The following is a 26,325-nucleotide window of genomic DNA, read 5'->3' on the forward strand; positions in this document are numbered from 1 at the left end:
CTGCGTAGCGGGGGAGGTGGCGGGCGAAGCCCGACGGAGGGGGCGTCCTAGCCGCCCCGCGCCGCCGCCAGCCGCCTAACCGCCTCGTCCAGCGTCTCGTCCGCCTTGGCGAAGCAGAGCCGCAGGATGTGGCGCACCGGGTCCTCCGCGTAGAAGGCCGAGACCGGGATGCTGGCCACGCCGTGGTCGCGCACGGCGCGCAGGGCGAAGGTGCGGTCGTCCTCGTCGATCCCTGCGGCCTTCAGATCGACATTGAGGAAATAGGTCCCGCCGCTGTCGAGCACCACGAACCCGGCCTCCCGCAGCCCCGCCGCCAGCCGGTCGCGCGAGCGCTGCAGGCCGGCGGGCATGGTCTGGAACCAGTCGCCCGGCTGCTCCAGGCCGAAGGCCACGGCCTCCTGCAGGTTGGGCGGGGTGGTGAAGGTCAGGAACTGGTGGGCGCCGGCCAGGGCCTTGGTCAGGGCGGGGGCGGCGCACAGGAAGCCGACCTTCCAGCCGGTCATGCCGAACATCTTTCCCGCCGAGCCGATCTTCACCGTCCGCTCGCGCATGCCGCGATAGCCGATCAGCGGCCGGTGCTCGCGGCCGTCGAAGACCACGGCCTCCCACACCTCGTCGCAGACGGCGACGGCGTCGTGCCGGACGCAGAACTCGGCCAGCAGGGCCAGGTCCTCGTCGGGCGTCACCACCCCGGCCGGATTGAGCGGGGTGTTCAGCACCACCATCCGCGTCCGCTCGCTGAACGCGGCCTCCAGCATGGCGCGGTCGAACCGCCAGTGCGGCGGCGCCAGGCGCACCAGTTTCGGCACGCCGCCGGCCCGCTTCACCATCGGCAGATAGGCGTCGTAGAGCGGCTGGAACAGCACCACCTCGTCGCCGGGCGAGATCAGGGAAAGGAACGCCGCCGCCAAGGCCTCGGTGGCGCCGGAGGTGACGACGACCTCGGTCTCCCAGTCCAGGTCCAGGCCCTGGGTGCGGTTGTAGTGCGCCGCCACCGCTGCTCGCAAAGCGGGCAGGCCGCGCATCGGCGGATACTGGTTCGTGCCGCCGATCAGCGCCTCGCCGGCCTTTTGCCGCAAGGCCAGTGGGCCCGGATCGTCCGGGAAGCCCTGGCCCAGATTGATCGCCCCGGTCTGGCGCGCCAGGCCGCTCATCTCCTCGAAGACGGTGGTGGGCAGGTCGGCATAGACGGGGTGAACCATGGCGGGCGTCTCCTCTGGTCCTTGCCTAGCATTGGTCTGCGCGATTTGTTCAAGTCTCGAAGGGGCGTGCGTCCTAGACTCGCGCCCGACACGGAACCAATCCCCACGGTGGAGCTTCACCTGAGGTGACCGACAGCGCCGTTCCCGCACCGCCGCCTTCGCCGCCTTGGACCTGGGCGCACGGGCTGTCGTACGGCGCGGTGTCGATGCTGCTGGGCCTGACGCAAGGGCTGGGCGCCAATCTGATCAACAACAATCTGCCCTGGATCCAAGGCTCGCTGGGCGCCTACACCAACGAGTCGGCCTGGCTGTCGATCGCCTACACCGCCGCCAACGCCACCATCGGCCTGCTGGCCGTGAAGTTCCGCTTCCAGTACGGGCTGAGGCTGTTCGCCGACATCGGGCTGGGCCTGTTCATCGTGGTGGGCCTGGCGCACCTGCTCAGCAACGATCTGCGCTCGGCCATCGCCGTGCGGGCGGCGGCGGGCATGGCGGCCTCGGCCCTGTCGACCCTGACCCTGCTCTACATGGTCGAGGCCGCTCCGCCCGACCGGAAGATCGCCGGCATCGCCCTGGGCGTGGGCTGGGCGCAGCTGGCCCTGCCGCTGTCGCGACTGGTCTCGTCCAACCTCCTGGACACCGGCCAGTGGCACGGCCTGTACCTCGCCGAGATCGGGCTCAGCATCGTCTGCCTGTCGGCGGTGAACCTCTTGCGCCTGCCGCCGATCCCGCGCGTGCCGATGTTCGAATGGCGCGACTTCCTGACCTTCGCCCTGTTCGCTCCCGGCATCGCCCTGCTATGCGTGGTGCTGGGCCAGGGGCGGTTCGTGTGGTGGTTCGATACGGCCTGGATCGGCTGGTGCCTGGCCGCCGCCATCGTGCTGCTGGCCGCCTCGGCCCTGGTGGAGCTGCATCGCAAGAAGCCGCTGATCCACCTGCGCTGGCTGACCAGCGCCGACCTCCTGCGCCTGCTGGTGATCATTCTGCTGTTCCGCATCGTGCTCAGCGAGCAGGGCGTGGGGGCGTTCGGCCTGCTCCAGACCCTGGGCATGAACAACGACCAGATGGCGGGGCTGTCGTGGGTGATGTTCTGGGCCACCCTGGCCGGCATGGTCATCGTGGCCTTCACGATCAATCCCCAGCACGTCAGCACCCCGGCCCTGATCGCCCTGTTGATGGTGGCCCTCGCCGCGTGGCTGGACAGCCGCTCGACCAGCCTGACCCGGCCCGAGCAGATGTATCTGAGCCAGGGCATGATGGCCTTCGCCGGGGCCCTGTTCCTGCCCGCCGCCCTGCTGGCCGGCTTCCCGCGCGCCCTGAAGATGGGGCAGGAATACATCGTCAGCTTCATCGTGCTGTTCTCGACCGGACAGGTGGTGGGCGCCCTGGGCGGCTCGGCCCTGCTGGGCACGCTGATGACGGTCCGCGAGCGGGTCCATTCCGACGCCATCGTCGCCCGGCTGAGCCTGACCGATCCGCAGGTGGCCCTGCGGGTGAAACAGCTGTCGGGCTCCTATGCCGGGGTGCTGACCGACCCGGCCCTGCGCACCGGCGAGGGCGCGGCCCTGCTGGCCCAGCAGGCTACCCGCGAGGCCACGGTGCTGGCCTATGACGACGTCTTCGCCACGGTGGCCGTCATGGCCGTGGTCGTCTTCTTCTACCTGTTGTTCCTGCGTGTCCGGTCCGACCTGCGTCTGCGGCGCGCGGCCCGGCTGACGCCCGTGGAGGCCGCCTGATGTCCGACCCGCAAGCTGCCCCTCCGCCCGCGCCGCCGCCGAAGCGTCTGTGGTCGCGCGCGGCGATCCCCGTGATCATCGCCGGGATCGGCGGGGTGCTGCTGGTGCTCTACGCCTGGCGGTTGCCGCCGTTCACCGGTACGGTGCAAAGCACCGAGAACGCCTATGTGCGCGGCTACGTCACCCTGTTGGCCCCCAAGGTCGACGGCTATGTGACGGCGGTGGCGGTCAAGGACTTCCAGGTCGTGAAGGCGAGTCAGACGCTGGTCCAGATCGACGACCGGATCTATCGCCAGAAACTGGCCCAGGCCCAGGCGTCGGTGCAGGCGGCCCAGGCCGCGCTGGACGCCAATCTCCAGGCCCAGACCTCCAACGCCGCCCAGATCCGCCTGGCCGAAGCCCAATCGGCCAGCAGCCAGGCGGCCCTGGCCAAGACCCAGGTCGACATCCGGCGGGCCGAGCCGCTGCTGGACAAGGGCTGGCTGGCCCCCAGCCAGCGCGACGTGCTGCAGGTGGCCCAGCGCCAGGCGGCCGCCGGCGTCGCCCAGTCCAAGGCCAATATCGACATCGCCCACCAGACCCTGGCCACGACGAAGGTCAATCGCGAGGGGTTGGAGGCGACCCTGGCCAACGCCCAGGCCGCCGTCGAGCTGGCCCGCATCGACCTGGCCAACACCACCATCAAGGCGCCCGAGGACGGGGCGGTGGGCGAGGTGGGGGTGAAGCTCGGCCAATACGTCGCCGTCGGGACCCAGCTGATGGGCGTGGTGCCGCGCCAGACCTGGGTGACGGCCAATTTCAAGGAAACCCAGACGGCCCATATCCGCGTGGGTCAGCCGGCGGTGGTCCAGGTCGACGCCCTGGGCGGGCTGAAACTGCGCGGCCGCGTCGAGCGCCTGGGTCCGGCCACCGGCTCGGAGTTCGCGGTGATCAAGCCCGACAACGCCACGGGCAACTTCACCAAGGTGGTTCAGCGCCTGCCCGTCCGCATCGCGCTCGACCCCGGTCAGGACGGGGTGGCGAGGCTGCGTCCGGGGATGAGCGTGATCGCGCGGGTGGATACGGCGCAGCGTTAGGCGGCTTGGACGCCCCCTCCGTCGGCTTCGCCGCCACCTCCCCCGTTGCACGGGGGAGGAGAGGATCGGCGCGGCTTCCTCCTCACCCGTGAAACGGGGGAGGTGGCGCGATGCGAATACGCATCGTGACGGAGGGGGCGTTCAGAGCCGCAACCATTCCCGGCCTCCAGGCATTCCAGCAGCGAATCTAGGCTGTCAGGGATTTGAAGACATGAACGGTGTGGGCTTCATCGGCGCGATCATCATCGGCATCTTCGCCGGCTGGATCGCCGAACAGATCATGGGCCGCAACCACGGCCTGATCATGAACTTGATCGTCGGCCTGGTGGGCGCCCTGATCGGCGCGTTCCTGGCCAGCATGCTGGGCATCCACTTCTTCGGCTGGGTCGGCAGCCTGATCATCTCGACCATCGGCGCCATCGTGCTGCTGTGGATCGTGGGCCTGTTCAGCGGCCGTCGCCGGATCTGAGGCGTTCCCTTGTCCTTCTCCCCTTGCGGGAGAAGGTGTCGGTCGAAGACCGACGGATGAGGGGTCTCTCAAGAGCAAAAGCCGCGACCGGCCTTTCGGCTTGTCGCGGCTTTTGATGTTTATCGACCCCTCACCCGACCTCGCTCCGCGAGGCCACCCTCTCCCGCAAGGGGAGAGGGGTAGCGTTTAGTTAGCCGCCGCCGCGCTGTCGCCGGCCTCCGCGACCGCCACCCGGCGCATCTGCTGGGCGGTGTTCTCCAGCAGGAAGCCCGGGATGTCGGCGATGGGCATGGGGCGGCCGAACAGGTAGCCCTGGAAGTGGTCGCAGCGCATGTCCTCCAGGACGCGGGCCTGCTCCGGCGTCTCCACCCCCTCGGCGGTGACTTCCAGGTTCAGGGTGCGGCCCAGCAAGGTGATGGTGCGCAGGATGTCGGCGATGGCGGGGTTGCCCGACATCTCGGCCACGAAGGTGCGGTCGATCTTGATCTTGTCGAACGGGAACCGCCACAGATAGGCCAGGCTGGAATAGCCGGTGCCGAAATCGTCCATGGCGATGCGCACGCCCAGGTCCTTCAGGGCCTGGAGCTGCTCCAGCGTGCCGGCCGTGTCGCTCAGCAGCAGGCCCTCGGTGATCTCCAGCTCCAGGCGCGAGGGATGCAGGCCGGAGGCCTTCAGCGCCGCGCGCACCTGGTCGACCAGATCGCCCGTGGCGAACTGGTTGGGCGACAGGTTCACCGCCACCTTCAGGGGATCGGGCCACGAGGCGGCCTGGCGGCAGGCCTCGTGCAGCACCCACTCGCCGATCCGGCAGATCAGGCCCCACTGCTCGGCGCACTCGATGAACTCGTCGGGACCCACCACGCCGCGACGCGGATGCTGCCAGCGCAGCAGGGCCTCGAAGCCGGTGGTCTCGTGGGCCTTGGCGCCGATCAGCGGCTGGAAGAACAGCTTCAGCTCGTCGTTCTTCAGGGCCGCGCGCAGGTCGATCTCCAGAGCCCGGCGCTCCTGGGCCCAGACGTCCATGGTGGCCTCGAAGAAGCGATAGGCCCCGCGCCCGTCGCCCTTGGCGCGGTAGAGGGCCAAGTCGGCGTTCTTCAGCAGGGTGTCGGCGTCGTCGGCGTCGGCCGGGGCCACGGCGATGCCGACGCTGGCGCCGATGGACACGTGGTGGTCGTTCAGCTCGTAGGGCAGGGACAGCACGTCGACGATGGCTTGAGCCAGGGCGCCCAGAGCGGCCGGCGCCAGGTCGTCGCGCACCACCACGGCGAACTCGTCGCCGCCCAGGCGGGTGACCACGCCCTTGTCGCCGACGCAGCCGCGCAGGCGGCGGGCGGCTTCCACCAGTAGGGCGTCGCCGATCGGGTGGCCCAGGCTGTCGTTGACGCCCTTGAAGTGGTCCAGGTCCAGGCACAGCACCGCGCAGCCGGCCGTGGCGCCGTCGGCGGTCCAGGCGCCGCTCAGGGCCTGCAGGAACGACAGGCGGTTGGGCAGGCCGGTCAGCACGTCGTAGTGGGCCAGGCGACTGATGCGCTCCTGGTCCTTGCGGGCCTGGGTGACGTCGGCGCCCACGCCGCGGAAGCCGGTGAAGGCGCCGTCCAGGTCGTGGGTCGGCTTGGCGGTCAGCGACCACCAGCGGATCTCCTCGCCCACCAGCACCGACATCACCACGTCGCGGAAGGCCTTCTGGTCGGCCAGCAGGCCCGACAGGCTGGCGGCCAGGCCCTGCGGGACCTCGGCCAGCTCGCCGCCCAGGGTGGCGACGTTGCGGCCCAGCAGGGTCTCGCGCGGGCGGCCGGCGGCCTCGGCCATGCGTTCGGAGACATAGGTCAGGGCGCCGGAGGCGTCGACCTCCCACAGCCAGTCGCTGGCGCCTTCCTCGAAGTCGCTGAGCAGCAGGCTGACGACCTGCTTCTGCCGCTCCAGCTCCTCGCCGGCCACCAGGCGCTCGACGAACACCCGGGCGTGCGACAGGCACGACAGGCCCACGATCAGGTAGCAGAAGATCAGAAGCCCGGCCAAGGCCAGCAGGATCGGCTGGTGGCTGGTCAGCAGCACGCACAGCGAGCCCACCACCAGCGGCGTCGTATAGGCCTGAGAAGCCAGGGGCAGGGTCAGGAGGGCGAAGCTGCCGGTGCCGATCATCCCCGCCGTCAGGGCGACGATCAGCATGCTCATCTCGGTGTCGGCGCCGCGCAGGGCCAGGATGGGCAGCAGGCCCCAGAGGCAGCCCAGGATTCCCGCCTGCAGCGCCACGCGCCGCACGCCCCGGGCCGAGACGGTGTTCTTGCCGCTCTTGCGGCGACGGGCCGAGAACCAGCCGCGCAGGCCCACGATGGCGTAGGAGATCACGACGCCGGCCCAGATCAGCAGCGCCAGGCGGTGCGGACCGCGCAGGCCGGCCAGGCACACCAGCTGGGCGTTGACGATGTTGGCGATCATCATCACCGGCGTCAGGCGCTGGATGCTGGAGAGTTGCTCGAAGCGGACGCGGCCGGCCATCGGCTCGGCCACGGGCTGGGGCAGTTTCGACATAAGGCGCGATCGGAGAAGGGCCAGTCCGCGCGGAAGCGCTGTGTTGACCGTGTCCGTTTCCACGTCGTCGTCCTGCCCTTTGATCAGGATGTCCGACATCCTCCGCGCGCAACCTAACGTCGGTTTCTGAAGCGGCGGTTAACCTTAGCTGCGGCGATTGGCCTCTTGAGGGGATGCGCGCGAGGGGCACGAAAAAGCCCGCCGTCTCCGGGGAGACGGCGGGCTCTTGAAATCGTCAGTCCCCGGAAAACCGGGAGACGACTATTCTTCCTTGGCGCGACGCTTGCGGAACGACGGGTTCAGGACCTGCTTGCGCAGACGGATGTTCTTCGGCGTCACTTCCACCAGCTCGTCTTCCTCGATGTAGGCGATGGCCTGTTCGAGGGTCATGCGGCGCGGCGGGGTCAGGCGGATCGACTCGTCCTTGCCCGAGGCGCGGACGTTGGTCAGTTGCTTGGCCTTCATCGGGTTGACGTCGAGGTCGTCCTGACGGGCGTTCTCGCCGATGATCATGCCCAGATAGGTCTTCTCGCCGGCGCCGACGAACATCACGCCACGCTCTTCCAGGTTCCACAGCGCGTAGGCGGCCGTTTCACCGTCGGAGTTGGAGATCAGCACGCCCTTGCGCTGCTGGTCGATCGCGCCCTTGTAGGGCTCGTAGTGGCTGAACACGCGGTTCAGCACGCCCGAACCGCGCGTGTCGGTCAGGAACTCGCCCTGATAGCCGATCAGCGAGCGCGAGGGGGCGGTCAGCTGGATGCGGGTCTTGCCGGCGCCCGACGGACCCATGTCCTTCAGCTCGGCCTTACGCAGCGACAGCTTCTCGATGACGATGCCCGAGAACTCGTCGTCGACGTCGATCATGACGTCTTCCATCGGCTCCAGGCGCTTGCCGGTTTCCGGGTCGGTCTGGAACACCACGCGCGGACGGCTGATCGACACTTCGAAGCCTTCGCGGCGCATGTTCTCGATCAGAACGCCCAGCTGCAGTTCGCCGCGACCGGCGACTTCGTAGGCGTCGCCCTCGGTCGATTCGGTGACCTTGATGGCCACGTTCGATTCGGCTTCCTTCAGCAGGCGGTCGCGGATCACGCGGCTCTGCACCTTGTCGCCTTCGCGGCCGGCCAGCGGGCTGTCGTTGACCGAGACGGTCATCGAGATGGTCGGCGGGTCGATCGGCTGGGCGGGCAGGGCCTCGGTCAGCTCCAGGGCGCACAGGGTGTCGGCCACGGTGGCCTTGGACATGCCGGCGATGGCGACGATGTCACCGGCCTCGGCGCCCTCGTCGATCGGCGAGCGCTTCAGGCCGCGGAAGGCCAGGACCTTGGTGATGCGGCCGCGCTCGATTTCCTTGCCGTCGCGGTCCAGGGCCTTGATGGCCATGCCGGGAACGGCCTTGCCGCTCTCGATGCGGCCGGTCAGCAGGCGGCCCAGGAACGGGTCCGACTCGATCAGCACGTTCAGGATCTGGAACGGCTCGTTCTTCTTCTCGATCTGCTTGGGCTCGGGCACGTGGCGCACGATCAGGTCGAACAGCGGGGCCAGGTTGTCGTTGGGCTGGTTCAGGTCCAGCGTGGCCCAGCCGGCGCGGCCCGACGCGTAGATGTGCGGGAAGTCCAGCTGCTCGTCCGTGGCGCCGATGGCGGCGAACAGGTCGAAGGCGGCGTTGTGCACGCGGTCTGGATCGGCGTGGGCGCGGTCGACCTTATTGATGCAGAGGATCGGGCGCAGGCCCATCTTCAGCGCCTTGGTCAGCACGAACTTGGTCTGCGGCATGACGCCTTCCTCGGCGTCGACCAGCAGGACGCAGCCGTCCACCATGCCCAGGATGCGCTCGACTTCGCCGCCGAAGTCGGCGTGGCCGGGGGTGTCGATGATGTTGATGCGGGTCTCGCCCGCTTCACCGTTCCACAGGACGCTGGTGCACTTGGCCAGAATCGTAATGCCGCGCTCGCGCTCCTGGTCGTTGGAGTCCATGGCGCGCTCGGTGGTGGCCTCGTTGGCGCGGAAGACGCCGGACTGGGCCAGGAGCTGGTCGACGAGGGTGGTCTTGCCATGATCGACGTGCGCGATGATGGCGATGTTTCGCATGGACATGGAGAAGGCGAACTTTCGGGGAGGAAAAGATGGGGTTTGACGCTCGCGCGTCAGGCGCGCGGCTTTTACGCGACTGCGCGACGTTTATCCACCCCTACCGCTACGCGATCGATTGGACCGGAAACCGGTGTCACTCTGAAACCCCTTAAATTCATAGGGTTTGAGAAAGTTGCGGGTGGACGTCGTTTCTTTGGCAACTAATTGTGCAGTGCAGCATTAAGGCCAAATCCGGCCAAGCTTGAGGAACGCCGTTCTTCATCCCCTGTGTTTCAAGGGGTTTTACCGGTAACACTGCGACAATCCGTCATGCCGATCGTGGGGGCGATATCGAAGATTTCGCTTGATGCGTTTCGCACCGCACCCTATAAGCAACCTGTGAGGCGGCGCTGCCGCCTCTGCCCTTCCTGGGCGTTTCCTCCCTAATGAACTGCCCGGCTTTCGAGCCGGGCTTTTTTTTGGCCTGTGGTCCAACCACAGCGCCGTCATCCTCGGACTTGTTCCGAAGACCCCTGTTTCAGGGGGCGACGATGGGGACACACACTCGCGGCGAGGCGCGGGCGAGGGTGGCTGGAATTCGGGGGCGAGTGTGTGTCCCCGCCTTGATCCGCCGCGCTTAGAGCAACCCCGCCCAGTCCGTCGCCGCCATTTCCCGGGTCACCGACTCGATGTCGGCCTTCAGCCGCGCCAGGCCCTCGGTGGGCTCCCGCGTCGTCTCGTTCATATAGAGCGCGCGGTTGATCTCGACCTGGATGGCGTGGGTGCGCCGCAGGGGGCGGCCGTAGTGTTCGGTGGTGTAGCCGCCGGCATAGGGGGCGTTACGGGCGACGCGGTAGCCCAGGCCTTCCAGCGCCTTTTCCATCAGCGCGGTCAGCTTGGGCCCGCAGGCCGCGCCGAAGCGGTCGCCCAGCACGATGTCGCACGGCCCGCCGCCGCGCGCCCGGTGGCCGCGCGCCGCCGCCGCCGGCATCGAGTGCCAGTCGACCAGGATCGCCAGGCCGTGGGCGTTGCGAGCCTGGGCCAGCAGGCGGTCCAAGGCGTCGTGATAGGGCCGGTGGGCGCCTTCGATGCGGACCTTGGCCTCGGCCAGGGTCAGCTTGCGGGCGTAGATCGGCCGACCCTCGCCGGCCAGGCGCGCGATCGCCCCCAGCCCCGCCGCCACCCGGGCCGTGCGGCCTTGGGCGAAGTCGGGCAGGGGATCCTCGAACATCGCCGGGTCCAGCTCCCAGGCGTCGCGGTTCAGGTCGATATAGGCCCGGGCCAGACGCGCGCGGATCGTGCTGGCGCCCAGGGCCGGGGCCCCGGCGATCAGCTCGTCGACGAAGGCGTCTTCCGAGCCGCGCAGTTCCTGGGCGGTCAGCCGCGCGGCGGCCATCATCTCGGGCGGATACAGCTGTCCCGAATGGGGCGAGGCGAACACCAGGGGCGTGGGCGGCGGCTGGTCATGCTCCGCCGCGCGCGTCACCTCGAAGGCCGGCGAGAAGCCTTGCCCCGCCGTCGCCGGCGTTTCCGAAGCGATCGGCTCCCATGCGGTCATGGACTTATTGTCGCGGTCGCGAGGTTCCGGGTCAAACGCCAACCACCTGCGGTATAAAGGAGCGGCGAGGGCGAGGGGGCTTTAGCTGTGGACAGCGCGGGCCCGGTTCACCCGCGATTTACCGTCCGCGCCTAGAATCCGACTTTCCAATTCCGCTCATCGCCTGGAAACTGACCGCATGGCCCGCATCCTCCTCGCCGAAGACGATGACTCCCTCCGCGGTTTCCTCGCCCGCGCCCTCGAGCGCGCCGGCTTCGAAGTCACCGCCTGCGCCGACGGCGAAGAGGCCGTCCAGCACCTGGACCACCCCTGGGACCTGCTGCTGACCGACATCGTCATGCCCGGCATGGACGGCATCGAAGTGGCCCGTCAGGCCGCCGCCCGCGATCCTTCCCTGCGCATCATGTTCATCACCGGCTTCGCCGCCGTGGCCCTGTCGGCCCAGGACCGCGCTCCGGCCGGCGCCAAGGTGCTGTCCAAGCCCGTCCACCTGCGCGACCTCGTCTCCGAGGTCGAGAAGATGATGGCCGCGTAAAAAGTTCCGGGGCCCGCCGAAAGGCGGGTTGCGCGACGGCAAAGCCGCCGCTATACCCCCACACCTTCCCGCCCGGGACGCTTCTTTGGAAGCGCTTCCAGGCCGCTTTGGCGGACGCGTAGCTCAGCGGGAGAGCACTACGTTGACATCGTAGGGGTCACAGGTTCAATCCCTGTCGCGTCCACCATTCCTTGCCTCTGACAATCGAATACGACCCAGCCGCCGCACGGCCATGCCGCGCGGGGCCGAAGTCGTGTTGCGTCCTGGCCGTCAGGACAGCAGGTCGCCGCCGCTCTGGTGAAGCTGGGCCGCCATGAAATTCAGCAGGGTCACCTGGTCGCCGTTCGAGAAGCTGACCAGGGTGTCGGCGCCGACCTGGGTCGTGGTCCAGGTGATGCTGGCGGCGATATAGGCCGAAACGTCCAGGGCGTCCGCCTCGAGGCCGAAGTCGGTGATGACATCCGCCCCCGCTCCGGGGCCCATGACGAAGCGGTCGGCGCCGTTGCTGCCGGTCAGGCGGTCGTTCCCGCCCGCGCCGTTCAGGATGTTGTTGGCCTCGTTGCCGATGATGATGTTGTCCTGGGCGTTGCCCGTCCCCGAGATTCCCCGCTCGCCGCGCACCAGGACCAGCTGCTCGATATTGTCGCCCAGGGTGATGTTGACGGCGTAGCTGGCCACGGAGTCGAAGCCCTCGCCCGCCAGTTCGACCACCACGGTCCCGCCGCCATAGACGTTGTAGCTGTCGTTGCCCTGGCCGCCGACCATCGCGCCGCCGGTGGCCCGCAGCGTCAGGTTGTCGTCGCCGTCGTACCCGAACAGGATCGTGCCGGACCCCGTGCCCTGGATCCGATTGCCCGCCGCGTTGCCGGCGGCGGTCGAGCCGTCGACCACCATGTTCAGGAACTCGACGTTGTCGGGCATGACGTAGCTGGTGGCGTAGCAGGTGATCCAGTCGTCGCCTTCGCCCGGGTTCTCGATGATGACATCGCCCGTTTCTTCGACGGTGTACCAGTCGTCGCCCTGGCCGCCGATCATCCAGTCGTCGCCGCCTTCGCCGTCCAGGATGTTGAAGCCGTCGGTTCCGACCAGGATGTTGGCTTGGTCGCTGCCGTATCCGTAGATAGCGCTCCCCAACAGGATCAATTGTTCAAAGTTGTCGCTGAGGCGGAAGGTGTCATAGGCGGCGACGGTGTCGAACCCTTCGCCGGGCAGTTCGATGAGGGTTTGACCGAAGCTGGCCCAATAGGCGTCGTTGCCTGTCCCGCCGACCAGGACGCCTCGGCCGACCAGCACGTCGTCGCCGCCCATGCCGTAGAGCGCGACCGCCGAACCATCGCCGCTGATCTGGTTGGCCAGGTCGTTGCCGGTCCCGGTGACCGCGCCGATCAGATAGAGGTTCTCGACATTGGCCGGCAGGACGAAGTCGGCCGAGGCGGCCACCGTGTCCAGGCCCTCGCCGGCCAGCTCGATCACCAGGTCGCCGGTCGCGTCCACCCAGTAGGCGTCGTCGCCGAGACCGCCTTCCGTGCGGTCGATCCCGTGGCCGCCGTCCAGCACGTCGTCGCCGGCCAGGCCCTTCAGGAGGTCGTCGCCGTCCTGGCCCAGGATCAGGTCGTCGTCCGCGCCGCCCGTCAGGGTGTCGGGACCGGGCGTTCCGACCAGGGTCACCCCCGGCGCCCGCAGCACGCCGCCGCCGTCATTGCGATAATAGGCCATCGGTTCCTCCCGGGGTCCGCCTGTGGGCGCGGGAAGGGCATCACGATCTCTCTAGGTGGTACAGGCCCGGCGTCTTATCGGCAGGGCGCGGGCCGGCCGTCGAAGGGCTCGACGCGGTCGAAGCGCAGGCCCTTGATCCTGAACCCCGGATCGGGGCCGTCCAGGAACTGGAAGAAGAACTCGACGTCGGCTTCCCGCGCCAGCTCGAAGTTCCAGACCTCGGCGAAGAAGGGCAGGTACCTGGCCTTGCCGATATAGTGCATGACGACGTCGCCGTTGACCTTCACCCCGCAGGTCAGCACGCCCTCGGTCTCGGCCGCGAACGACACCTCGCCCAGATAGCGCCCCGGGGCCATGCGGCGGACGGGGGTCGAGAAGATCAGACCCTCCGGCACGAAGGCGTCGGCCGCCAGGTCGAATAGCGGCGCGCGGACCAGCCGGGCATAGGGCGTGGTCGCCAGCTGCTCGGGCGTGGCGAACAGCACGTCGGTCACCGCCATCGCCGGGTCCAGCCCGACCTCGGGATCGACCGGCCGGTAAGACCCCAGGTCGATGGCCAGATAGCCGTGGCCGGCCAGGAAGGTCAGGCAGCGCTTGTCCTTGGGCGACTGTTCCAGGATCAGGATCGGGTGGTGCTCGGCGATGGTGCGCTCGAAGCCCAGCAGGGCGTCGGGCTCGGCGCCCTCGATGTCCATCTTGACCACGCGCGGGACCAGGCCCGTGTCGCGCACATAGTCGTCCAGGGCCAGGGTCTCGACCTCAATCGAGCGGTCGGTCTTGTTGACCACGCTGTCGGCGACCTGGTTGTCGCTGAGATAGAGGGTGATGGCCTCGTTGGAGGCGCTGTAGATGGCGCGGTTGTAAATCTGGGTGTTGCCGCAGCCGCTCTTCACGAGCCGGTTCTGGGCGAACTGGGCGATGGTCGGGTTGGCCTCGAAGGCGCAGACCACGCCGCGCGGCCCCACCCGGCGCGACATCGCCACGCTGACATAGCCGAAATTGGCGCCCACATCGAAGACCACGTCGCCGGGGCGGCACAGGTCGTCCACCGCCAGCCGCACGCGCGGCTCGATCAGGTTGGGCAGCAGCCAGACGGAAGGTTCGTTCGTCCACTGATATTGGGCGTTGAAATGGCCGACGACCCGCGCCGTCACGCCGGTGGCGATCCGCTCCTGGGCGAAGCTGGCCAGCTTGCGCACGGGAGGGACCTTCAGCAGGCCATCGACGAGCTTGGCGGCCAAGCTTCGGCCGGTCTGGTTCGCCTGGGACAAGGGGTCTGCTCCGAATCGAAAAGAGGTCCGAGCGGCGCGCGCCGGGGGGCCAGTTTTCAAATCAATGCCCGAGGGCGGCAATCCCTTTCTTCCCTTGTCAGGGCGCGGAGTTCCGGGGCGCGCCGGCCGCGACATGTCGATCTTCCGACGGAAATGGCCGAACTGTGGCGAAAGCGCCACAGCCGATTTTCCTTCCAGCGCGTTTGTCGTCGTGAAGGCCGCTCCAAGTCCCGGTCTTCACGGCATTCACCTAGAGGGTACTGATCATGAGAATCCGGTTGCTGGCTGGTGTTGCGACGCTTGCGCTGTGCGCCGCGTCGGGCGCCTCCGCCCAAAGCGCGTTGAGCGGATGGTACGTCGCCGGCGACGTCGGCTACCATTGGCCCGATGACGTCAAAGGCACGTCCTCCGTCAACGCCACGGACGGCCAACCCATCAAATGGACGTTCTCGGGCGAGGACGACTGGGCGGGCTTCGCGCGCATCGGCTACAAGTTCAGCCCCAGCTGGCGGGTCGAAGCCGAGTACGGCTATCGCTCCGGCGACCTGAACGCCGTCCGCGGTTCGGACGCCCGTCCGCAGCCGATCGGCCTGTGCACGCCCGGCGTCGAGCGCACCACCGCCTCGCCGGCCTGCGGCGAGCTGGACGGTTCGCTGAAGGCCACCACCCTGATGGCCAACGTCATCTTCGACTTCATGCCGGAGTCCAGCTGGCGTCCGTTCATCGGCGCCGGTATCGGCACCGCCTGGGTCCACAACAAGGTCTATGGTCAGCTGAGCGGCGTGCCGGCCGGCACCGCCCGCTTCCAGAACACCAATTTCGACGACGTCGATCAGGCCCTGGCCTATCAGGGCATCCTGGGCCTGGCCTGGGACTTCGCCCCGAACTGGTCGCTGGACCTGACCGGCCGCTACCTGGCCACCGACGACCTGCAATGGGGTTCGACGACCGCCAACGCCGGTCCGGCCGGCCTGCCGGTCTATGACGTCGGCACCTTCGAAGGCAAGTACAAGGACACCTCGGTGACCCTGGGTATCCGCTACACCTTCGGTTCGCCGCCGCCCCCGCCGCCTCCGCCCCCGCCGCCGCCTCCGCCGCCCCCGCCGCCGGAGCCCCCGCCGCCCCCGCCGCCGCCGCCTCCGGCCGCGACGTACGAGGCCAAGGAGTTCGTGGTCTACTTCCCGTTCGATCAGTACGTGCTGACGCCGGAAGCCCAGGCCGTGATCAGCCAGGCGGCTGACTACGCCAAGGGCGGCAACGCCACGAAGATCACCGTGGTGGGCCACACCGACACCTCGGGTTCGCCCAAGTACAACGCCAAGCTCTCCGAACGCCGGGCCAAGGCCGTGGCCGACGGTCTGGTCGGCGCGGGCGTCCCGGCCACCACCCTGGCGGTGGACTGGAAGGGTGAAAGCGAACCCGCGGTCGCCACCGGCGACGGCGTGAAGGAACCGCTGAACCGCCGTTCGACGATCTCGATCAACTTCTAAGATCGAGCTTCGAGACGAAAAGAGAGGGCTCGGCCGCAAGGCCGGGCCCTTTTCTCTATGCCCCCCCCACAAAGAAAAGACGCCCCCGACGGGGTCGGGAGCGTCATCGGCCGGAGCCCTCTAGAGGGCGCGAGGGTCCGGCGGGGCCGACATTCTGGGGGCATCGGCTCGTGGGAGCGCCGCTAGGCTCGCATCAGGGCCTCTGGCCGGCGGGCAGGGCGGCGATCTCTTCGGGCGTCAGGCGTCGCAGGCCGGTCACCGGGCAGCGCAAGGGCGCCAGGCCCGTGGCCACGATCACCGTCAGGTCGATGGGCTTGCACACGTCGTCGCCCATGCCGGTGACGAACGACAGGGCGGTGTTGCCGGTCCGGGCGGGCTTGAGGCATTGGCCGGCCAGGGTGATCTCGAAGACCGCCCCGCCCTCGACCCGCGCATAGACGTACTTGTCGTCCTTCGTCGCCCAGTTGACGATGCGCGAGACAGATAAGCACTGCTGGGCGGGCTTGGCGCTGTCGGGGGCGGCCTGGGCCGGGGCGGTAGGGGCGAACCCGAGAAGCGCGGTCGCGGCCAGGGCCGCCGCGAGGAACATTCGGCTCATAGTCTCCTCCAGTTCCCCGATCCGCCTCGACTATAGCGCGACGGGCGCGTCGCGCGACGAAAATCGGTCCGGCCGGACCAAGGCGGACAAGGGTTTGGGCAGGGGCGAGGGCAGGTCCAGGATCCGCGCCGTCAGGTGCTCGGCCAGCAGCGGCGCCAGGCAGAAGCCGCGCCCGCCCAGGCCCCCCAGAACGTAGAGGCCGGCGGGGGCGTCGGGGACCGGTCCGGCCAGGGGCAGGTGGTCGGCGGTGGTGGCGCGGACGGACGCGCGGCCTTGCAGCGGCGCCTCGGCCAGACGGGCGGCCAGCACCGGCAGGCCCTTGGCCAGGCTCGCCAGGTTGCGGCGGTCGTCGGCCTCGCGGGCGTCGGTCTCGACCGTATCGCGGTCGTGGGTGGCGCCGAACAGCACCCCCTCGCGCGTGGGCACGGCGTAGCCGCCGAAGGCGGCGGGGGCGGGGGCGGGATGGTCGGTCCAGCTGGCCTGGCCGCGCACCGGGCGGATCGGGGCGGCGGGCCAAAGCCGGGCCTGCTCGGCCCCGCCGGCCAGCACCACCGCGTCGACCTGAGCCAGCAGGCGGTCGTCGGGATCGTAGAGGCGCCAGACGCCGTCCGCTTCCACCAGGCGCTCGACCCGCAGGGCCTGGGCCTCGCCGCGCCAGGCGGCGAGCACCCGGGCCGGCTCGACCACCAGGGCCTGCGCCATCGACAGGGCCTCTTCGGCGGGCTCGCCCAGCCGCGCGGCGACGTCGGCGGCGTCCAGCAGGGTTATGGTCCCCGGATCGAACAGGTCCTGGCCGGCGACGGCCGCGTGGCGCTCGCCGTCGCGCGGGGCGACCGCCAGCTTCAGCACGCCGCGCGCGATGATGGCTTCGGGCAGGCCGGCATAGAGGGCGACGGCGCGGGCGAAGGCCTGGGCGGGCAGGGCCGCTCGCGGGCCGCCGCCGGCGTCCAGGGCCGGGGTGACCAGGGCGGCCGGATTGCCCGAGGCGGGGGCGCGGTCCTCGTCGAAGACCGTCACCTTCAGCCCCTCGGCCCGGGCGGCGCGGGCCATGGCAGCGCCGCCGATCCCGCCGCCGATCACCGCCAGGCGGCGCGGACGAACGGGCGCGGGCGGGGCGCCGGGCATGACCGCCTCCAGCCGCTCCTTCTTGCGGCCGAAGCCGGGGCGCTTGTCCACCTGGAAGCCGGCGGCGGCCAGGCCCCGTCGCACCGCCCCGGCCACGGTGAAGGTGGCGGCCCGCGCGCCGGGCGCGCTGCGGGCGGCGACCAGGGCCATGATCTCCTCGCGCCACATGGCCGGGTTCAGGGCTGGCGAGAAGCCGTCCAGGAACCAGGCGTCGGCCGCCCCGTCCCAAGTCTCCAGGGCCTGCTCGACCTCCATCACCGCCAGGTCGAAGGTCGCGTCGAAGCCGGGCAGGTCGATGCGGTGGAAGCCGCGCGCGGCGCCGGGCCAGTGGTCCAGCAGCACCTGGGCCGCTTCGCCCAGCTCAGGCCAGACCGCCAGGGCTCGGGCGGCCTCGTCGCGGGTGATCGGGTGGGCCTCGATGGAGAAGATGTGGAGGCGCTGGCCCGGCGCACGCTCCCGCCTCCACAGGTCTAGCAGGGCGGCGATGTTCAGCCCCGTGCCGAAGCCCAGCTCGCCGACCGTGAAGTGGTCGCGGCCGGCCCAGGCGGCGGGCAGGTCGCAGCCGGCCAGAAACACCGCCCGGGTCTCGGCCAGGCCGTCGGCGCTGGAGAAATAGACGTCGCCGTACAGCGCCGACTGCGGCAGGCCGTCTTCGCGCCAGACCAGGGGAGAGGTGTCGGGGTCGTTCATCGGCCGCTTATAGGGCCGGGGACCGCCCAAGAAGAAGGGCCGCCCTCGCGGACGGCCCTTCGAAAGATCGCGAAACGATCCCGGCTTAGTGGGCCGGAGCGGTCTCGGTCTTGGCCGGCGCGGCGGCCGGAGCTTCGGCGGCCGTGGTGGCGTCGGCGCCGGCCGGAGCGGCGGCGGCGTCGGCGGCGGCCTTGTTGGCGTCGGCGGCGGCGCCGGCGGCGGTCGCGGCGGCGTCCTGGGCCGAGCTGGCCGAGGCGGCGGCCTCGGCGGCCTTGGAGGCCGAGGCGTCGGCCGACTCTTCGGCCTTCTTGCCGCAGGCGGCGAGCGACAGGGCCGAGACGGCCATGCCGGCGATCAGGATCGAGCGGAGAACCTTGGTGGTCATGGGGGCTTCCCTTGCGACTGCTTTTTCTGGCGGCGCGGCCGGGGGCCGCGACACGAGGTCACAGAACATCAGTTCCATGGCAGGCGCAAGACAAGTCTTCACGGGGCCGTGATTACCCCGTGAACGTTACGCTATCAGGCGTCGTTGGGGATCTGCTGCAGGGCCTCTTCCAGCTCCAGGAAGCTGGGCTGGGCTTCGCTGGGCACGTTGCCGCGGCCGATTTCCACCGAGATCTGCGCGGCGTTGCCGTGCAGGTGGGCGACCAGGACGGCCTGGATGATCTTGTAGAACGCGCCTTCCTCGTCGACCACGGCGGTCAGGCGGGTGGCGAACGGGGCGACCAGGCCATAGGCCAGGAACACGCCCAGGAAGGTGCCGACCAGGGCGCCGCCGATCATCGCGCCCAGCACGGCCGGCGGTTCGGTGATCGAGCCCATGGTCTTGATGACGCCCAGCACGGCGGCGACGATGCCCAGCGCCGGAAGGGCGTCGGCCAGGGCCTGCAGGGCGTGGGCGGGGGCCAGGCCCTCGTGGTGGTGCTTTTCGAGCTGCTTCTCCATCGCGTCCTCGACCTGGTGGGGATCCTCCAGGTTCATGGTCATCATCCGCAGGGTGTCGCAGATGAAGTCGACGGCGAAGTGGTCGTGGGTGATCTTCGGGTATCGCTGGAAGATCGAGCTGTCGTTGGGCTTTTCGATGTGGCTTTCCAGGGCGATCACGCCCTTGGACTTCATGGTCTTGGTCAGCAGGAACAGCAGCGACAGCAGGTCGCGATAGTCGCTGCTCTTCCACTTGGGACCCTTGAAGATCTTGCCGAAGCCGCCGGCCGTGGCCTTGATCACCGTCATCGAGTTGGAGATCAGGAACGAGGCGATGCCCGCGCCCAGAATACACATCAGCTCGTGCGGGGCGGCCTCGATGATCACGTCCATCTTGCCGCCCGACATGATGAAGCTGCCGAACACGAGGCCGAACAGCAGGACGATGCCGATGATCTGGAACATGACGAAGAGAGCCCCGGGAAACTTGCGCCAGGATCATCGCCGTTAATGCTTAATCCAAGGTGAGCGGGGTTTTCCCGGCGTGTTGCGCCTTTCGCCGCAGCCGCCTAACAAGCGTTTGACGCCACCTAATTGAGCCGGGTTAACCGGCGGCGTCGCCTGGAGGGAACGCATGACCGCAGCCAGTCCGGACGTCTCGCTCGACGAACGCCAGAGGGGCCGCGCCTTCGCCATCCTGTTCGCGGTGCTGCTGTCCAGCGCCGCCGGCAACACCGCCCTGCAGACCGTCCTGCCCGCCATCGGCCGCCAGGTGGGCATTCCCGACGTGCTGATCAGCTCGATCTTCTCGCTATCGGCCCTTTTGTGGGGCGTGATGTCGCCGGTCTGGGCGCGGATGTCTGACAAGCGCGGCCGCAAGCCGATGGTGGTGCTGGGCATGGCCGGTTTCGCCGTGTCGATGCTGGGCTTCGGCTTCTTCATCTTCCTGGGGCTGAAGGGGCTGATGGTTCCGCTGGCGGTGTTCGCCGGGGCGGCCCTGTCGCGGGCGATCTTCGGCCTGGTGGGCAGCGCTTCCAACCCCGCCGCCCAGGCCTATGTGGCCGACCGCACGGCGCCGGCCGACCGCACCAACGCCCTGGCCACCATGGCCTCGGCCAGCGGGCTGGGCACCATCCTGGGGCCGGCCGTGGCGCCGTTCCTCGTCTTCCCGCTGCTGACCCTGTCGGGGCCGATGTTCAGCTTCGCCCTGATCGCCGGGGTGGTGCTGGTGCTGGTGATGCGCGGCCTGCCCGAGGCGCCGGACGAGATCCCCGACCGCGCGGACGCCGGCGCCGGAAAGCCTAAGGCCCGGGTGCGCTGGAACGACCGCCGCATCCTGCCCTTCATTCTCTACGGCTTCCTTTTGGCCAGCGCCCAGACGGTGAACCAGCAGACCCTGGGCTTCATGGTCATCGACAAGCTGAACATCAGCCCGGCCAAGGCCGCGGCCTTCGCGGGCGTGGCGATGATGGCCGGGGCGGTGGCCAGCCTGCTGGCGCAATGGGGGCTGATCCGCATGCTGCGGCTGGTCCCGCGCCAGCTGCTGTGGCTGGGCGCGGGGTGCGCCGCCCTGGGCAACCTGATCGTCGCCTTCTCGCCCGACTACCACACCCTGGTGGTGGCCTTCGCCCTATGCAGCCTGGGCTACGGCTTCGCCCGGCCCGGCTTCACGGCCGGCGCCTCGCTGTCGGTGGGGCACGAGGAGCAGGGGGCGGTGGCCGGGGCGATCAGCGCCATCAACGGCGCCTCGGTGATCATCGCCCCGGTGCTGGGGGTGGCGCTCTACAAATGGGCCCATCCCTCGCCCTACCTGCTGAACGTGGCGATCCTGGCGGGGCTGGTGGCCTACGCCCTGCTCGACCCGATCATGCGCCGGGTGGGCGACGCGACCGCCCCCCGCGAGGCCCGCGACGAGGCCCAGGTGGTGGACGCCAGCTCCATCGACGCGACGGGGCCGCATTGAGAAGGGCTGAAGTGAAGCTCCTCCCCCTTATTTTCGTCATTCCCGCCCTTGTGGCGGGAACCCCTCTGTCCGCCGCAGGTGCAGGGGTGTGGCGCGCTGGCGCGCCAAGGCAACGCACTTGCGAACTGAACCAGGGGTTCCCGCCACAAGGGCGGGAATGACGGCCGAGATTTTGGATTTTAGCTAGGCGCCCCCGCCGGCATCTTCAGGCTCAGCGGCACGGTCAGGCCCAGCCAGAACGAATCCCCCTCCATCCGGTTGGTGGCGTCGAACTCGGTGAAGGCCCGGGCCCGCAGGGTGGCGGGCATGTGGCCGATCTTGAAATTGTAGGCCGCCGTGGCGCCCACGCCCGTGACCTCGCCCTGGAACGGTCCCAGCTTGGCCCCCGGCCCCCGGTCGCCGCTGACCTGCTTGAAGTAATAGCCCTGCAGGCCCGCCGACCATTTGGGCGAGAAGGTCTTCTCGACCGAGGCCTCCAGGTGCATCTCGGTCCCGGTCTTGTAGTCGGTGTGGGTGTTCTCGCCGTTGAAGGTCAGGCCACCCTTGCCGCTGACGTCCCAGCCGCTCTTGGCGTCGTGCCACGAGACCGCGAAGGACGAGTCCAGCGCCCAGCGGTGGAAGGCGAGGTTGGCCAGCTCGTCCTTGCGGTAGTCGCCCACCGGGATGTTGACCAGGGTCGAGACCTGATAGTGCACGTCGCCCTTGGCCCAGCCCAACATGGCCGTGACGACCGGGTCGCCGATGACGGTGGCCGAGTCGCTGATCGACCGGCCGACCTGGCCGCCGCGGGGGCCGCTGATAAACGCGTTGGCGTCGATGTCGACATTGCCCACCGGCACGAGGGCGCCGAAGGCCACGGTCACGCCGTTCAGGTCGGTGGTGGGCACCCACAGCACCGTGGGGAAGTCGGCCAGGATCTTGGCGTCCAGGCCGGCCACCACATTGCCGCCGACGGTGAACTGCTTCCCGGCGCTGGCGCTGCCCTTGTAGTAATAGACCTCGTTGTCGAAATAGACGCCCTTCAGGGGCGGCATGACCGCATTGCCCGGTCCTCCCGAGCCCAGCAGATAGAGGCTGGCCCCGCCCTCGGATGCCTGAGCCTGGTGGGCGCCGGCCGCCAGGGCGACGACGAGGCCCACTGTTCCCAGAAGGCGGCGGGAGAATCGATGGTTCATGGCCCCAGTCTCCGTGGCGGTTCGCCGTGGAGAGTGGCCGGGGCCGCCTGGGGCCACCATCGGGCGAACCGCCTAGACGCCCCTGGGGCGCGACGGCAGTCCGCCTCCGGGGAAAGGCCCTAGCTGATCCCCGCCTGGGCCTTCAGCCGCGCCACCATGTCGGACGACAGGTAGCCGTCGGCGGGCAGCTTGCGGTCGGTCTGCCAGGCGCGCAGGGCCTTGCGGGTGCCCGCGCCGATCACGCCGTCGGCCGGGCCGGGATCGAAGCCCAGGCGCGCCAGGGCGATCTGGGCCGCCATGCGGTCGGCGAGGCTCAGCGGCGTCTCCACCGGCCAACTGGCCACCAGCGGCCCGCCCCCAGCGAAGCGGTCGGCCAGCAGGCCGATGCCCAGGGCGTAGGAGGTGGAGTTGTTGTAGGTGCGGATGGCGAAGTGGTTGGGCAGGGCCAGGAAGGCCGGGCCCGACCAACCGGCCGGCAGGATCAGTCCGGCGGGCGAGGCGGCGTCGGCCGCCGTCCAGGGCAGGCCGTCGGCGCGGCGCACGCCCTTGGCTTCCCACCACGACGGGATTTCGCGCGGACCCTCGGCCAGGCCGTAGTCGAAGCCGGCGGGCAGGATCACTTCCTTGGCCCAGCCCACGCCGGGCCTCCAATTGCCCTTCTTCAGCAGGTTGGCGGCCGAGGCCAGGCTGTCGGCGTCGCTGCCCCAGATGTCGCGGCGGCCGTCGCCGTCCCAGTCGACGGCGGTCGACAGATAGTTGGACGGCAGGAACTGGGTCTGGCCCATGGCGCCGGCCCACGAGCCCTTCAACTGCTCGCGGCTGTCCTCGCCCGAGGCGATGATCTTGAGCGCGGCGATCAGCTCGCCCTCGGCCCAATTGCGGCGGCGGCCGTCGGCGGCCAGGCTGGCCATCGAGCGCACCACGTCGAAATTGCCCTGGATCTTGCCGAAGGCCGATTCCATGGCCCAGACGGCCAGCAGGATGTCGCGCGGCACGCCGTACTTCTGCTCGATGCCCGGCAGGAAGGTCAGGCTGTCGCGCTTGGCGCGGCCCACGGCCACGCGGTCGTCGCTGATCACGCCCTTGATATAGTCGCCGACCGGCTTGGAGAACTCCGGCTGGCGGCCATCCAGCGAGATCACCTTGGGGTCGGGCGTGACGCCGTTCAGTTCGCGGTCCAGCAGCTGCTGGGTCAGGCCCGCGGCCAGGGCCTTCTGCTTGAAGGCGGCCAGCCAGCTGTCGAAGCCCACCGCCTGGCCCGAGGCGCCGGGATCGGCGCTGGGCGCGGCCGGGGCGGGCGGCGGCGTGGTGGGCGGCTTGGGCGGACTCACCGACGGCGCCAGGGGCGCGTTGGTCGAGGTGTCGGCGCAACCGGCCAGCAGCAGAACGAGGAAAACGCGTCTATCCATGAGGGCAGGCTACCGGTGTTTGACTGCGGGCATCAATCACAAGGGCGACAGACCGGTTAAGTTCCGGCCGCATTGTCGCATCGCGTGGCGGGCGAGATTGAAAGATTCGCGCCCTGGGGGAGTTCTGTCTACGGGCCGGTCTCGCGGCCGGGTCTTCCTGGAGGCGGACATGAAGACGGTGTCGAAGGTCGCATTGGCCTCGGTTCTGGGGGCCTCGGTTCTGAGCGCCCTGGCGCCGGCGGCGCGGGCCAGCCTGACGGTGACGCCGGGCCTGACGGTGGCCAACCGCTGCGGCGACGGCGTGATCGTGACGGTGCGCTACAAGAGCAGCTCCGGCGCCTGGGTGAACAACCCGCCCGTGGGAATCAACGCCCGCGACACCCGCGAGCGCCTGGTGTCGACCAGCAATTCCATCATCTACTATTACGCCGAGAGCATGAGCGAGACGCGCAAGACCCGCTGGCAGGGCGACCACAGCGTCACGATCGGCGGCAAGGTCTACGCCATGCGGCAGAAGCAGCTGAAGTACGACGCCGACAAGAACCGCTACGTGCTGAGCCTGAGCTGCAACTGACGGCGACGCATTGACTCCGGCGAGCGTCCTGCTTATACGCACGCCCTCCGAGACACCCCGGATGTTCCGGCCGCTCTATCGCGCGCCCGAACCTCTCCGCTGAAGTATAGAGACGGTCATGAAGGTTCGTAGCTCGCTGAAGTCGCTGAAGGGTCGCCACCGCGACTGCAAGCTGGTCCGCCGCAAGGGCGTGATCTATGTGATCAACAAGACCGATCCGCGCTTCAAGGCCAAGCAAGGCTGATGACGCCTGCACGACGCCCCAGGGCTCTGCTCTGGGATGTCGGCAACGTCATCGTGCGCTGGAACCCGCGCACGCTCTACGCGAAGATCTTCAAGGAACCGGCCGATCTCGACCGGTTCCTTTCGCATGTCGGGACTCTGGGTTGGCACGCGGCGACGGACCGCGGCGTGACCTTCGCCGACAACATCGCGACCCTGTCCGCCCAGCACCCTCATCACGCCGAGCACATCGCCGCCTGGTGGGACCGCTGGCCCGAGATGTTCTCCGGAACGATTCCCGAAACCGAATCCGTCATCGAGGATCTGGCCGCGCGCGACGTGCCGCAGTTCGGCCTGACCAACATGTCCAGCGAGAGCTGGCCGGGCGTGAAGGCCATGAGCCCGGCCTTCCGCCATTTCCGCGACACCATCGTCTCGGCCGAGGAGGGCGTCATCAAGCCCGACCCGCGCATCTACGAGATCGTGCTGGCGCGCACGGGGCTCAAGCCCATCGAGCTGCTGTTCGTCGACGACAGCGCCGCCAACATCGCCGCCGCCGACGCTATGGGCTTCCACACCCACCACTTCACCGACCCGGCGGCGCTGCGGCCGGCCATCGAGAAGCTGGGCCTGCTCTGATCCCGCTGCGGGCGAGGGGTTGAAGAACACCGCCGCCGCGACCAGTTGAGCGGGCACGCCAACCTCGGAGCCTTCCCATGCACATCGGTTTCATCGGCCTGGGCGCCATGGGCAAGGCCATGGTCGAGCACCTGCTGGAGAAGGGCCACGCCGTGACGGTGTGGAACCGCTCGCAGGCGCCGGTGGACGAGGTCGTGGCCCTGGGCGCGACGGCGGCGGCCACTATCGAGGATGCGCTGCAGGGCGACGTCGCCCTGTCGATCCTGGCCCACGACCAGGCGATCCGCGACGCGCTGCTGGACGCCCTGCCGCGCGCCCGGCCGGGCCTGGTCCACGCCAACCTCGCCACCATCTCCACCGCCTTCGCCCGCGAGCTGGCCGAGGTCCATGCGGGCCTGGGGCTGGGCTATGTGGCCGCCCCGGTGTTCGGCCGTCCGCCCGTGGCCCGGACCGGGGCGCTGAACGTGCTGGCGGCCGGGGCGCCCGAGGCGGTGGCCACGGCCCTGCCGGCGCTGGAGGCCCTGGCCGCCAAGGTCTGGCCGCTGGGCGAGGACCCGGTCCGCGCCAACGCCGTCAAGATCGCCGGCAATCTGATGATCGTCTCGGCCGTCGAGGCCATGGGCGAGGCCGCCGCCCTGGGCGCGGCCCACGGCGTGCCGGCCGCCGACCTGCTGGACGTGCTGACGAACACGATCTTCGCCGCCCCGGTCTACAAGACCTACGGGGCCATGATCGCCGAGGGACGCTACCACCCGCCCGGCTTCACCGCCGACCTGGCGCTCAAGGACGTGCGCCTGGCCCAGGCGGCTGGCGACGAGAAGGGCCTGGCCCTGCCGCTGGCAGATCTGGTCGAGAGCGGCCTGGAGGCCCTGCTGGCCGGCGAGGGCGAGATCCCCGACCTGGCCGCCCTGGCCGAAGTGTCGCGCGGACGTGTGGAAGGGCGCTAAAGCAAAAAAGAAGGGGGAATCAGCCTTCCACTCCCGGCCCGTTGCCACTAGGTTCCGCGCCTCCCGTTTCCGGACTTTCGCGAGAAGACTTCCATGGCCGACGACGCCGTTCCGCACGCCGACGTGCTCAACTCCACCGCCCAGGGCCAGCTGAAGAGCATCATCGACCGGGTCGAGCGCCTGGAGGTCGAGAAGGCCGAGATCATGGAGCAGATCAAGGAAGTCTACCTCGAAGCCAAGGGCAACGGCTTCGACGTCAAGGTGCTCAAGAAGGTGGTCCGCCTGCGCAAGACCGACCGCGCCAAGCGCCAGGAAGAGGACGCGATCCTGGACCTGTATCTGTCGGCCATCGGCGAGATCTAGGTTTTTCCGCGTGCGTCCGGGCGACGACGCCCGCTAGT

At 69.3% G+C, this 26,325-nt stretch carries 23 protein-coding genes and 1 tRNA gene; 12 read left to right on the top strand and 12 right to left on the bottom strand.

Annotated features, from left to right (window positions below; all coding sequences use genetic code 11):
• Window positions 1-47 precede the first annotated feature (47 nt).
• Window positions 48-1,202: an aminotransferase gene (locus AC07OA_RS21685; RefSeq protein ID WP_494665902.1), complete on the bottom strand. Its 1,155-nt coding sequence runs from the start codon at window positions 1,200-1,202 to the stop codon at window positions 48-50.
• 125 nt (window positions 1,203-1,327) lie between these two features.
• On the opposite strand from AC07OA_RS21685, the gene AC07OA_RS21690 reads away from it, so the two are divergent.
• The 3 genes from AC07OA_RS21690 (at window position 1,328) to AC07OA_RS21700 (ending at window position 4,483) form a co-directional block, all read left to right on the top strand.
• Window positions 1,328-2,938 carry an efflux MFS transporter permease gene (locus AC07OA_RS21690; RefSeq protein ID WP_494665903.1) on the top strand — a complete coding sequence of 537 codons (1,611 nt, stop codon included), beginning with the start codon at window positions 1,328-1,330 and terminating at the stop codon, window positions 2,936-2,938.
• Window positions 2,938-4,014 carry an HlyD family secretion protein gene (locus AC07OA_RS21695; protein ID WP_494665904.1) on the top strand — a complete coding sequence of 359 codons (1,077 nt, stop codon included), beginning with the start codon at window positions 2,938-2,940 and terminating at the stop codon, window positions 4,012-4,014. The genes AC07OA_RS21690 and AC07OA_RS21695 overlap by 1 nt, the downstream gene beginning before the upstream one ends.
• A 211-nt stretch (window positions 4,015-4,225) precedes the next feature.
• Window positions 4,226-4,483, top strand: a complete 258-nt coding sequence (locus AC07OA_RS21700) for a GlsB/YeaQ/YmgE family stress response membrane protein (protein WP_494665905.1) — start codon at window positions 4,226-4,228, stop codon at window positions 4,481-4,483.
• Window positions 4,484-4,669: 186 nt separating this feature from the next.
• Here AC07OA_RS21700 and AC07OA_RS21705 read toward each other — a convergent pair whose 3' ends face one another.
• The 3 genes from AC07OA_RS21705 to AC07OA_RS21715 all read right to left on the bottom strand — a co-directional run bounded on the left by AC07OA_RS21705 (window position 4,670) and on the right by AC07OA_RS21715 (window position 10,646).
• Window positions 4,670-7,015 (bottom strand): putative bifunctional diguanylate cyclase/phosphodiesterase, encoded by a 2,346-nt coding sequence (locus tag AC07OA_RS21705; protein WP_494665906.1) that lies wholly within the window; start codon window positions 7,013-7,015, stop codon window positions 4,670-4,672.
• 261 nt (window positions 7,016-7,276) lie between these two features.
• Window positions 7,277-9,112: a translational GTPase TypA gene (gene typA / locus AC07OA_RS21710; protein WP_494665907.1), complete on the bottom strand. Its 1,836-nt coding sequence runs from the start codon at window positions 9,110-9,112 to the stop codon at window positions 7,277-7,279.
• A gap of 613 nt (window positions 9,113-9,725) precedes the next feature.
• Window positions 9,726-10,646 (bottom strand): N-formylglutamate amidohydrolase, encoded by a 921-nt coding sequence (locus AC07OA_RS21715; protein ID WP_494665908.1) that lies wholly within the window; start codon window positions 10,644-10,646, stop codon window positions 9,726-9,728.
• 178 nt (window positions 10,647-10,824) lie between these two features.
• On the opposite strand from AC07OA_RS21715, the gene cpdR reads away from it, so the two are divergent.
• Window positions 10,825-11,181 carry a cell cycle two-component system response regulator CpdR gene (cpdR, locus tag AC07OA_RS21720; protein WP_494665909.1) on the top strand — a complete coding sequence of 119 codons (357 nt, stop codon included), beginning with the start codon at window positions 10,825-10,827 and terminating at the stop codon, window positions 11,179-11,181.
• 112 nt (window positions 11,182-11,293) lie between these two features.
• Window positions 11,294-11,368, top strand: a tRNA-Val gene (locus AC07OA_RS21725).
• An 83-nt stretch (window positions 11,369-11,451) separates the two neighbouring features.
• Here AC07OA_RS21725 and AC07OA_RS21730 read toward each other — a convergent pair.
• Together AC07OA_RS21730 and AC07OA_RS21735 are read right to left on the bottom strand one after the other, a co-directional pair.
• Window positions 11,452-12,897 carry a calcium-binding protein gene (locus AC07OA_RS21730; protein ID WP_494665910.1) on the bottom strand — a complete coding sequence of 482 codons (1,446 nt, stop codon included), beginning with the start codon at window positions 12,895-12,897 and terminating at the stop codon, window positions 11,452-11,454.
• Window positions 12,898-12,971: 74 nt separating this feature from the next.
• A complete protein-coding gene (locus AC07OA_RS21735) occupies window positions 12,972-14,168 on the bottom strand; it encodes an FkbM family methyltransferase (protein ID WP_494665911.1) in 1,197 nt (398 codons plus the stop codon).
• Window positions 14,169-14,434: 266 nt separating this feature from the next.
• On the opposite strand from AC07OA_RS21735, the gene AC07OA_RS21740 reads away from it, so the two are divergent.
• Window positions 14,435-15,658 (top strand): OmpA family protein, encoded by a 1,224-nt coding sequence (locus tag AC07OA_RS21740; protein WP_494665912.1) that lies wholly within the window; start codon window positions 14,435-14,437, stop codon window positions 15,656-15,658.
• Between the two features lie 193 nt (window positions 15,659-15,851).
• On the opposite strand, the gene AC07OA_RS21745 is transcribed toward AC07OA_RS21740, so the two are convergent.
• The 4 genes from AC07OA_RS21745 to motA all read right to left on the bottom strand — a co-directional run bounded on the left by AC07OA_RS21745 (window position 15,852) and on the right by motA (window position 19,460).
• The gene (locus AC07OA_RS21745) at window positions 15,852-16,256 is read right to left on the bottom strand and encodes a DUF6491 family protein (RefSeq protein WP_494665913.1); all 405 of its coding nucleotides are present in this window, start codon (window positions 16,254-16,256) and stop codon (window positions 15,852-15,854) included.
• Window positions 16,257-16,286: 30 nt separating this feature from the next.
• Entirely contained in the window at window positions 16,287-18,071 is a 1,785-nt protein-coding gene (mnmC, locus tag AC07OA_RS21750; RefSeq protein ID WP_494665914.1) for a bifunctional tRNA (5-methylaminomethyl-2-thiouridine)(34)-methyltransferase MnmC2/FAD-dependent 5-carboxymethylaminomethyl-2-thiouridine(34) oxidoreductase MnmC1, read from the bottom strand.
• An 85-nt stretch (window positions 18,072-18,156) separates the two neighbouring features.
• Window positions 18,157-18,456, bottom strand: coding sequence for a hypothetical protein (locus tag AC07OA_RS21755; protein WP_494665915.1), 300 nt, complete (start codon window positions 18,454-18,456; stop codon window positions 18,157-18,159).
• A 134-nt stretch (window positions 18,457-18,590) separates the two neighbouring features.
• Entirely contained in the window at window positions 18,591-19,460 is an 870-nt protein-coding gene (gene motA / locus AC07OA_RS21760; protein WP_494665916.1) for a flagellar motor stator protein MotA, read from the bottom strand.
• A gap of 169 nt (window positions 19,461-19,629) precedes the next feature.
• On the opposite strand from motA, the gene AC07OA_RS21765 reads away from it, so the two are divergent.
• Window positions 19,630-20,958 carry an MFS transporter gene (locus AC07OA_RS21765; protein ID WP_494665917.1) on the top strand — a complete coding sequence of 443 codons (1,329 nt, stop codon included), beginning with the start codon at window positions 19,630-19,632 and terminating at the stop codon, window positions 20,956-20,958.
• A 179-nt stretch (window positions 20,959-21,137) separates the two neighbouring features.
• Here AC07OA_RS21765 and AC07OA_RS21770 read toward each other — a convergent pair whose 3' ends face one another.
• A complete protein-coding gene (locus AC07OA_RS21770; RefSeq protein ID WP_494665918.1) occupies window positions 21,138-22,133 on the bottom strand; it encodes a SphA family protein in 996 nt (331 codons plus the stop codon).
• A gap of 119 nt (window positions 22,134-22,252) precedes the next feature.
• Window positions 22,253-23,542, bottom strand: coding sequence for a lytic murein transglycosylase (locus tag AC07OA_RS21775; RefSeq protein ID WP_494665919.1), 1,290 nt, complete (start codon window positions 23,540-23,542; stop codon window positions 22,253-22,255).
• 169 nt (window positions 23,543-23,711) lie between these two features.
• Between AC07OA_RS21775 and AC07OA_RS21780 the strand changes: the two genes are divergently transcribed.
• The 5 genes from AC07OA_RS21780 to gapR all read left to right on the top strand — a co-directional run bounded on the left by AC07OA_RS21780 (window position 23,712) and on the right by gapR (window position 26,287).
• Window positions 23,712-24,116 (top strand): hypothetical protein, encoded by a 405-nt coding sequence (locus AC07OA_RS21780; protein ID WP_494665920.1) that lies wholly within the window; start codon window positions 23,712-23,714, stop codon window positions 24,114-24,116.
• Between the two features lie 118 nt (window positions 24,117-24,234).
• Window positions 24,235-24,360 carry a type B 50S ribosomal protein L36 gene (gene ykgO / locus AC07OA_RS21785; protein WP_494665921.1) on the top strand — a complete coding sequence of 42 codons (126 nt, stop codon included), beginning with the start codon at window positions 24,235-24,237 and terminating at the stop codon, window positions 24,358-24,360.
• Window positions 24,360-24,977 carry an HAD-IA family hydrolase gene (locus AC07OA_RS21790; RefSeq protein WP_494665922.1) on the top strand — a complete coding sequence of 206 codons (618 nt, stop codon included), beginning with the start codon at window positions 24,360-24,362 and terminating at the stop codon, window positions 24,975-24,977. The genes ykgO and AC07OA_RS21790 overlap by 1 nt, the downstream gene beginning before the upstream one ends.
• Before the next feature lie 77 nt (window positions 24,978-25,054).
• On the top strand, window positions 25,055-25,924 hold the full coding sequence (locus AC07OA_RS21795; RefSeq protein WP_494665923.1) for an NAD(P)-dependent oxidoreductase: 870 nt from the start codon (window positions 25,055-25,057) through the stop codon (window positions 25,922-25,924).
• A 93-nt stretch (window positions 25,925-26,017) separates the two neighbouring features.
• Entirely contained in the window at window positions 26,018-26,287 is a 270-nt protein-coding gene (gene gapR, locus AC07OA_RS21800; protein ID WP_494665924.1) for a nucleoid-associated protein GapR, read from the top strand.
• The last annotated feature ends 38 nt before the right edge of the window (window positions 26,288-26,325 follow it).

The sequence above is a fragment of the Caulobacter sp. GW821-FHT09B08 genome, from assembly GCF_059418225.1.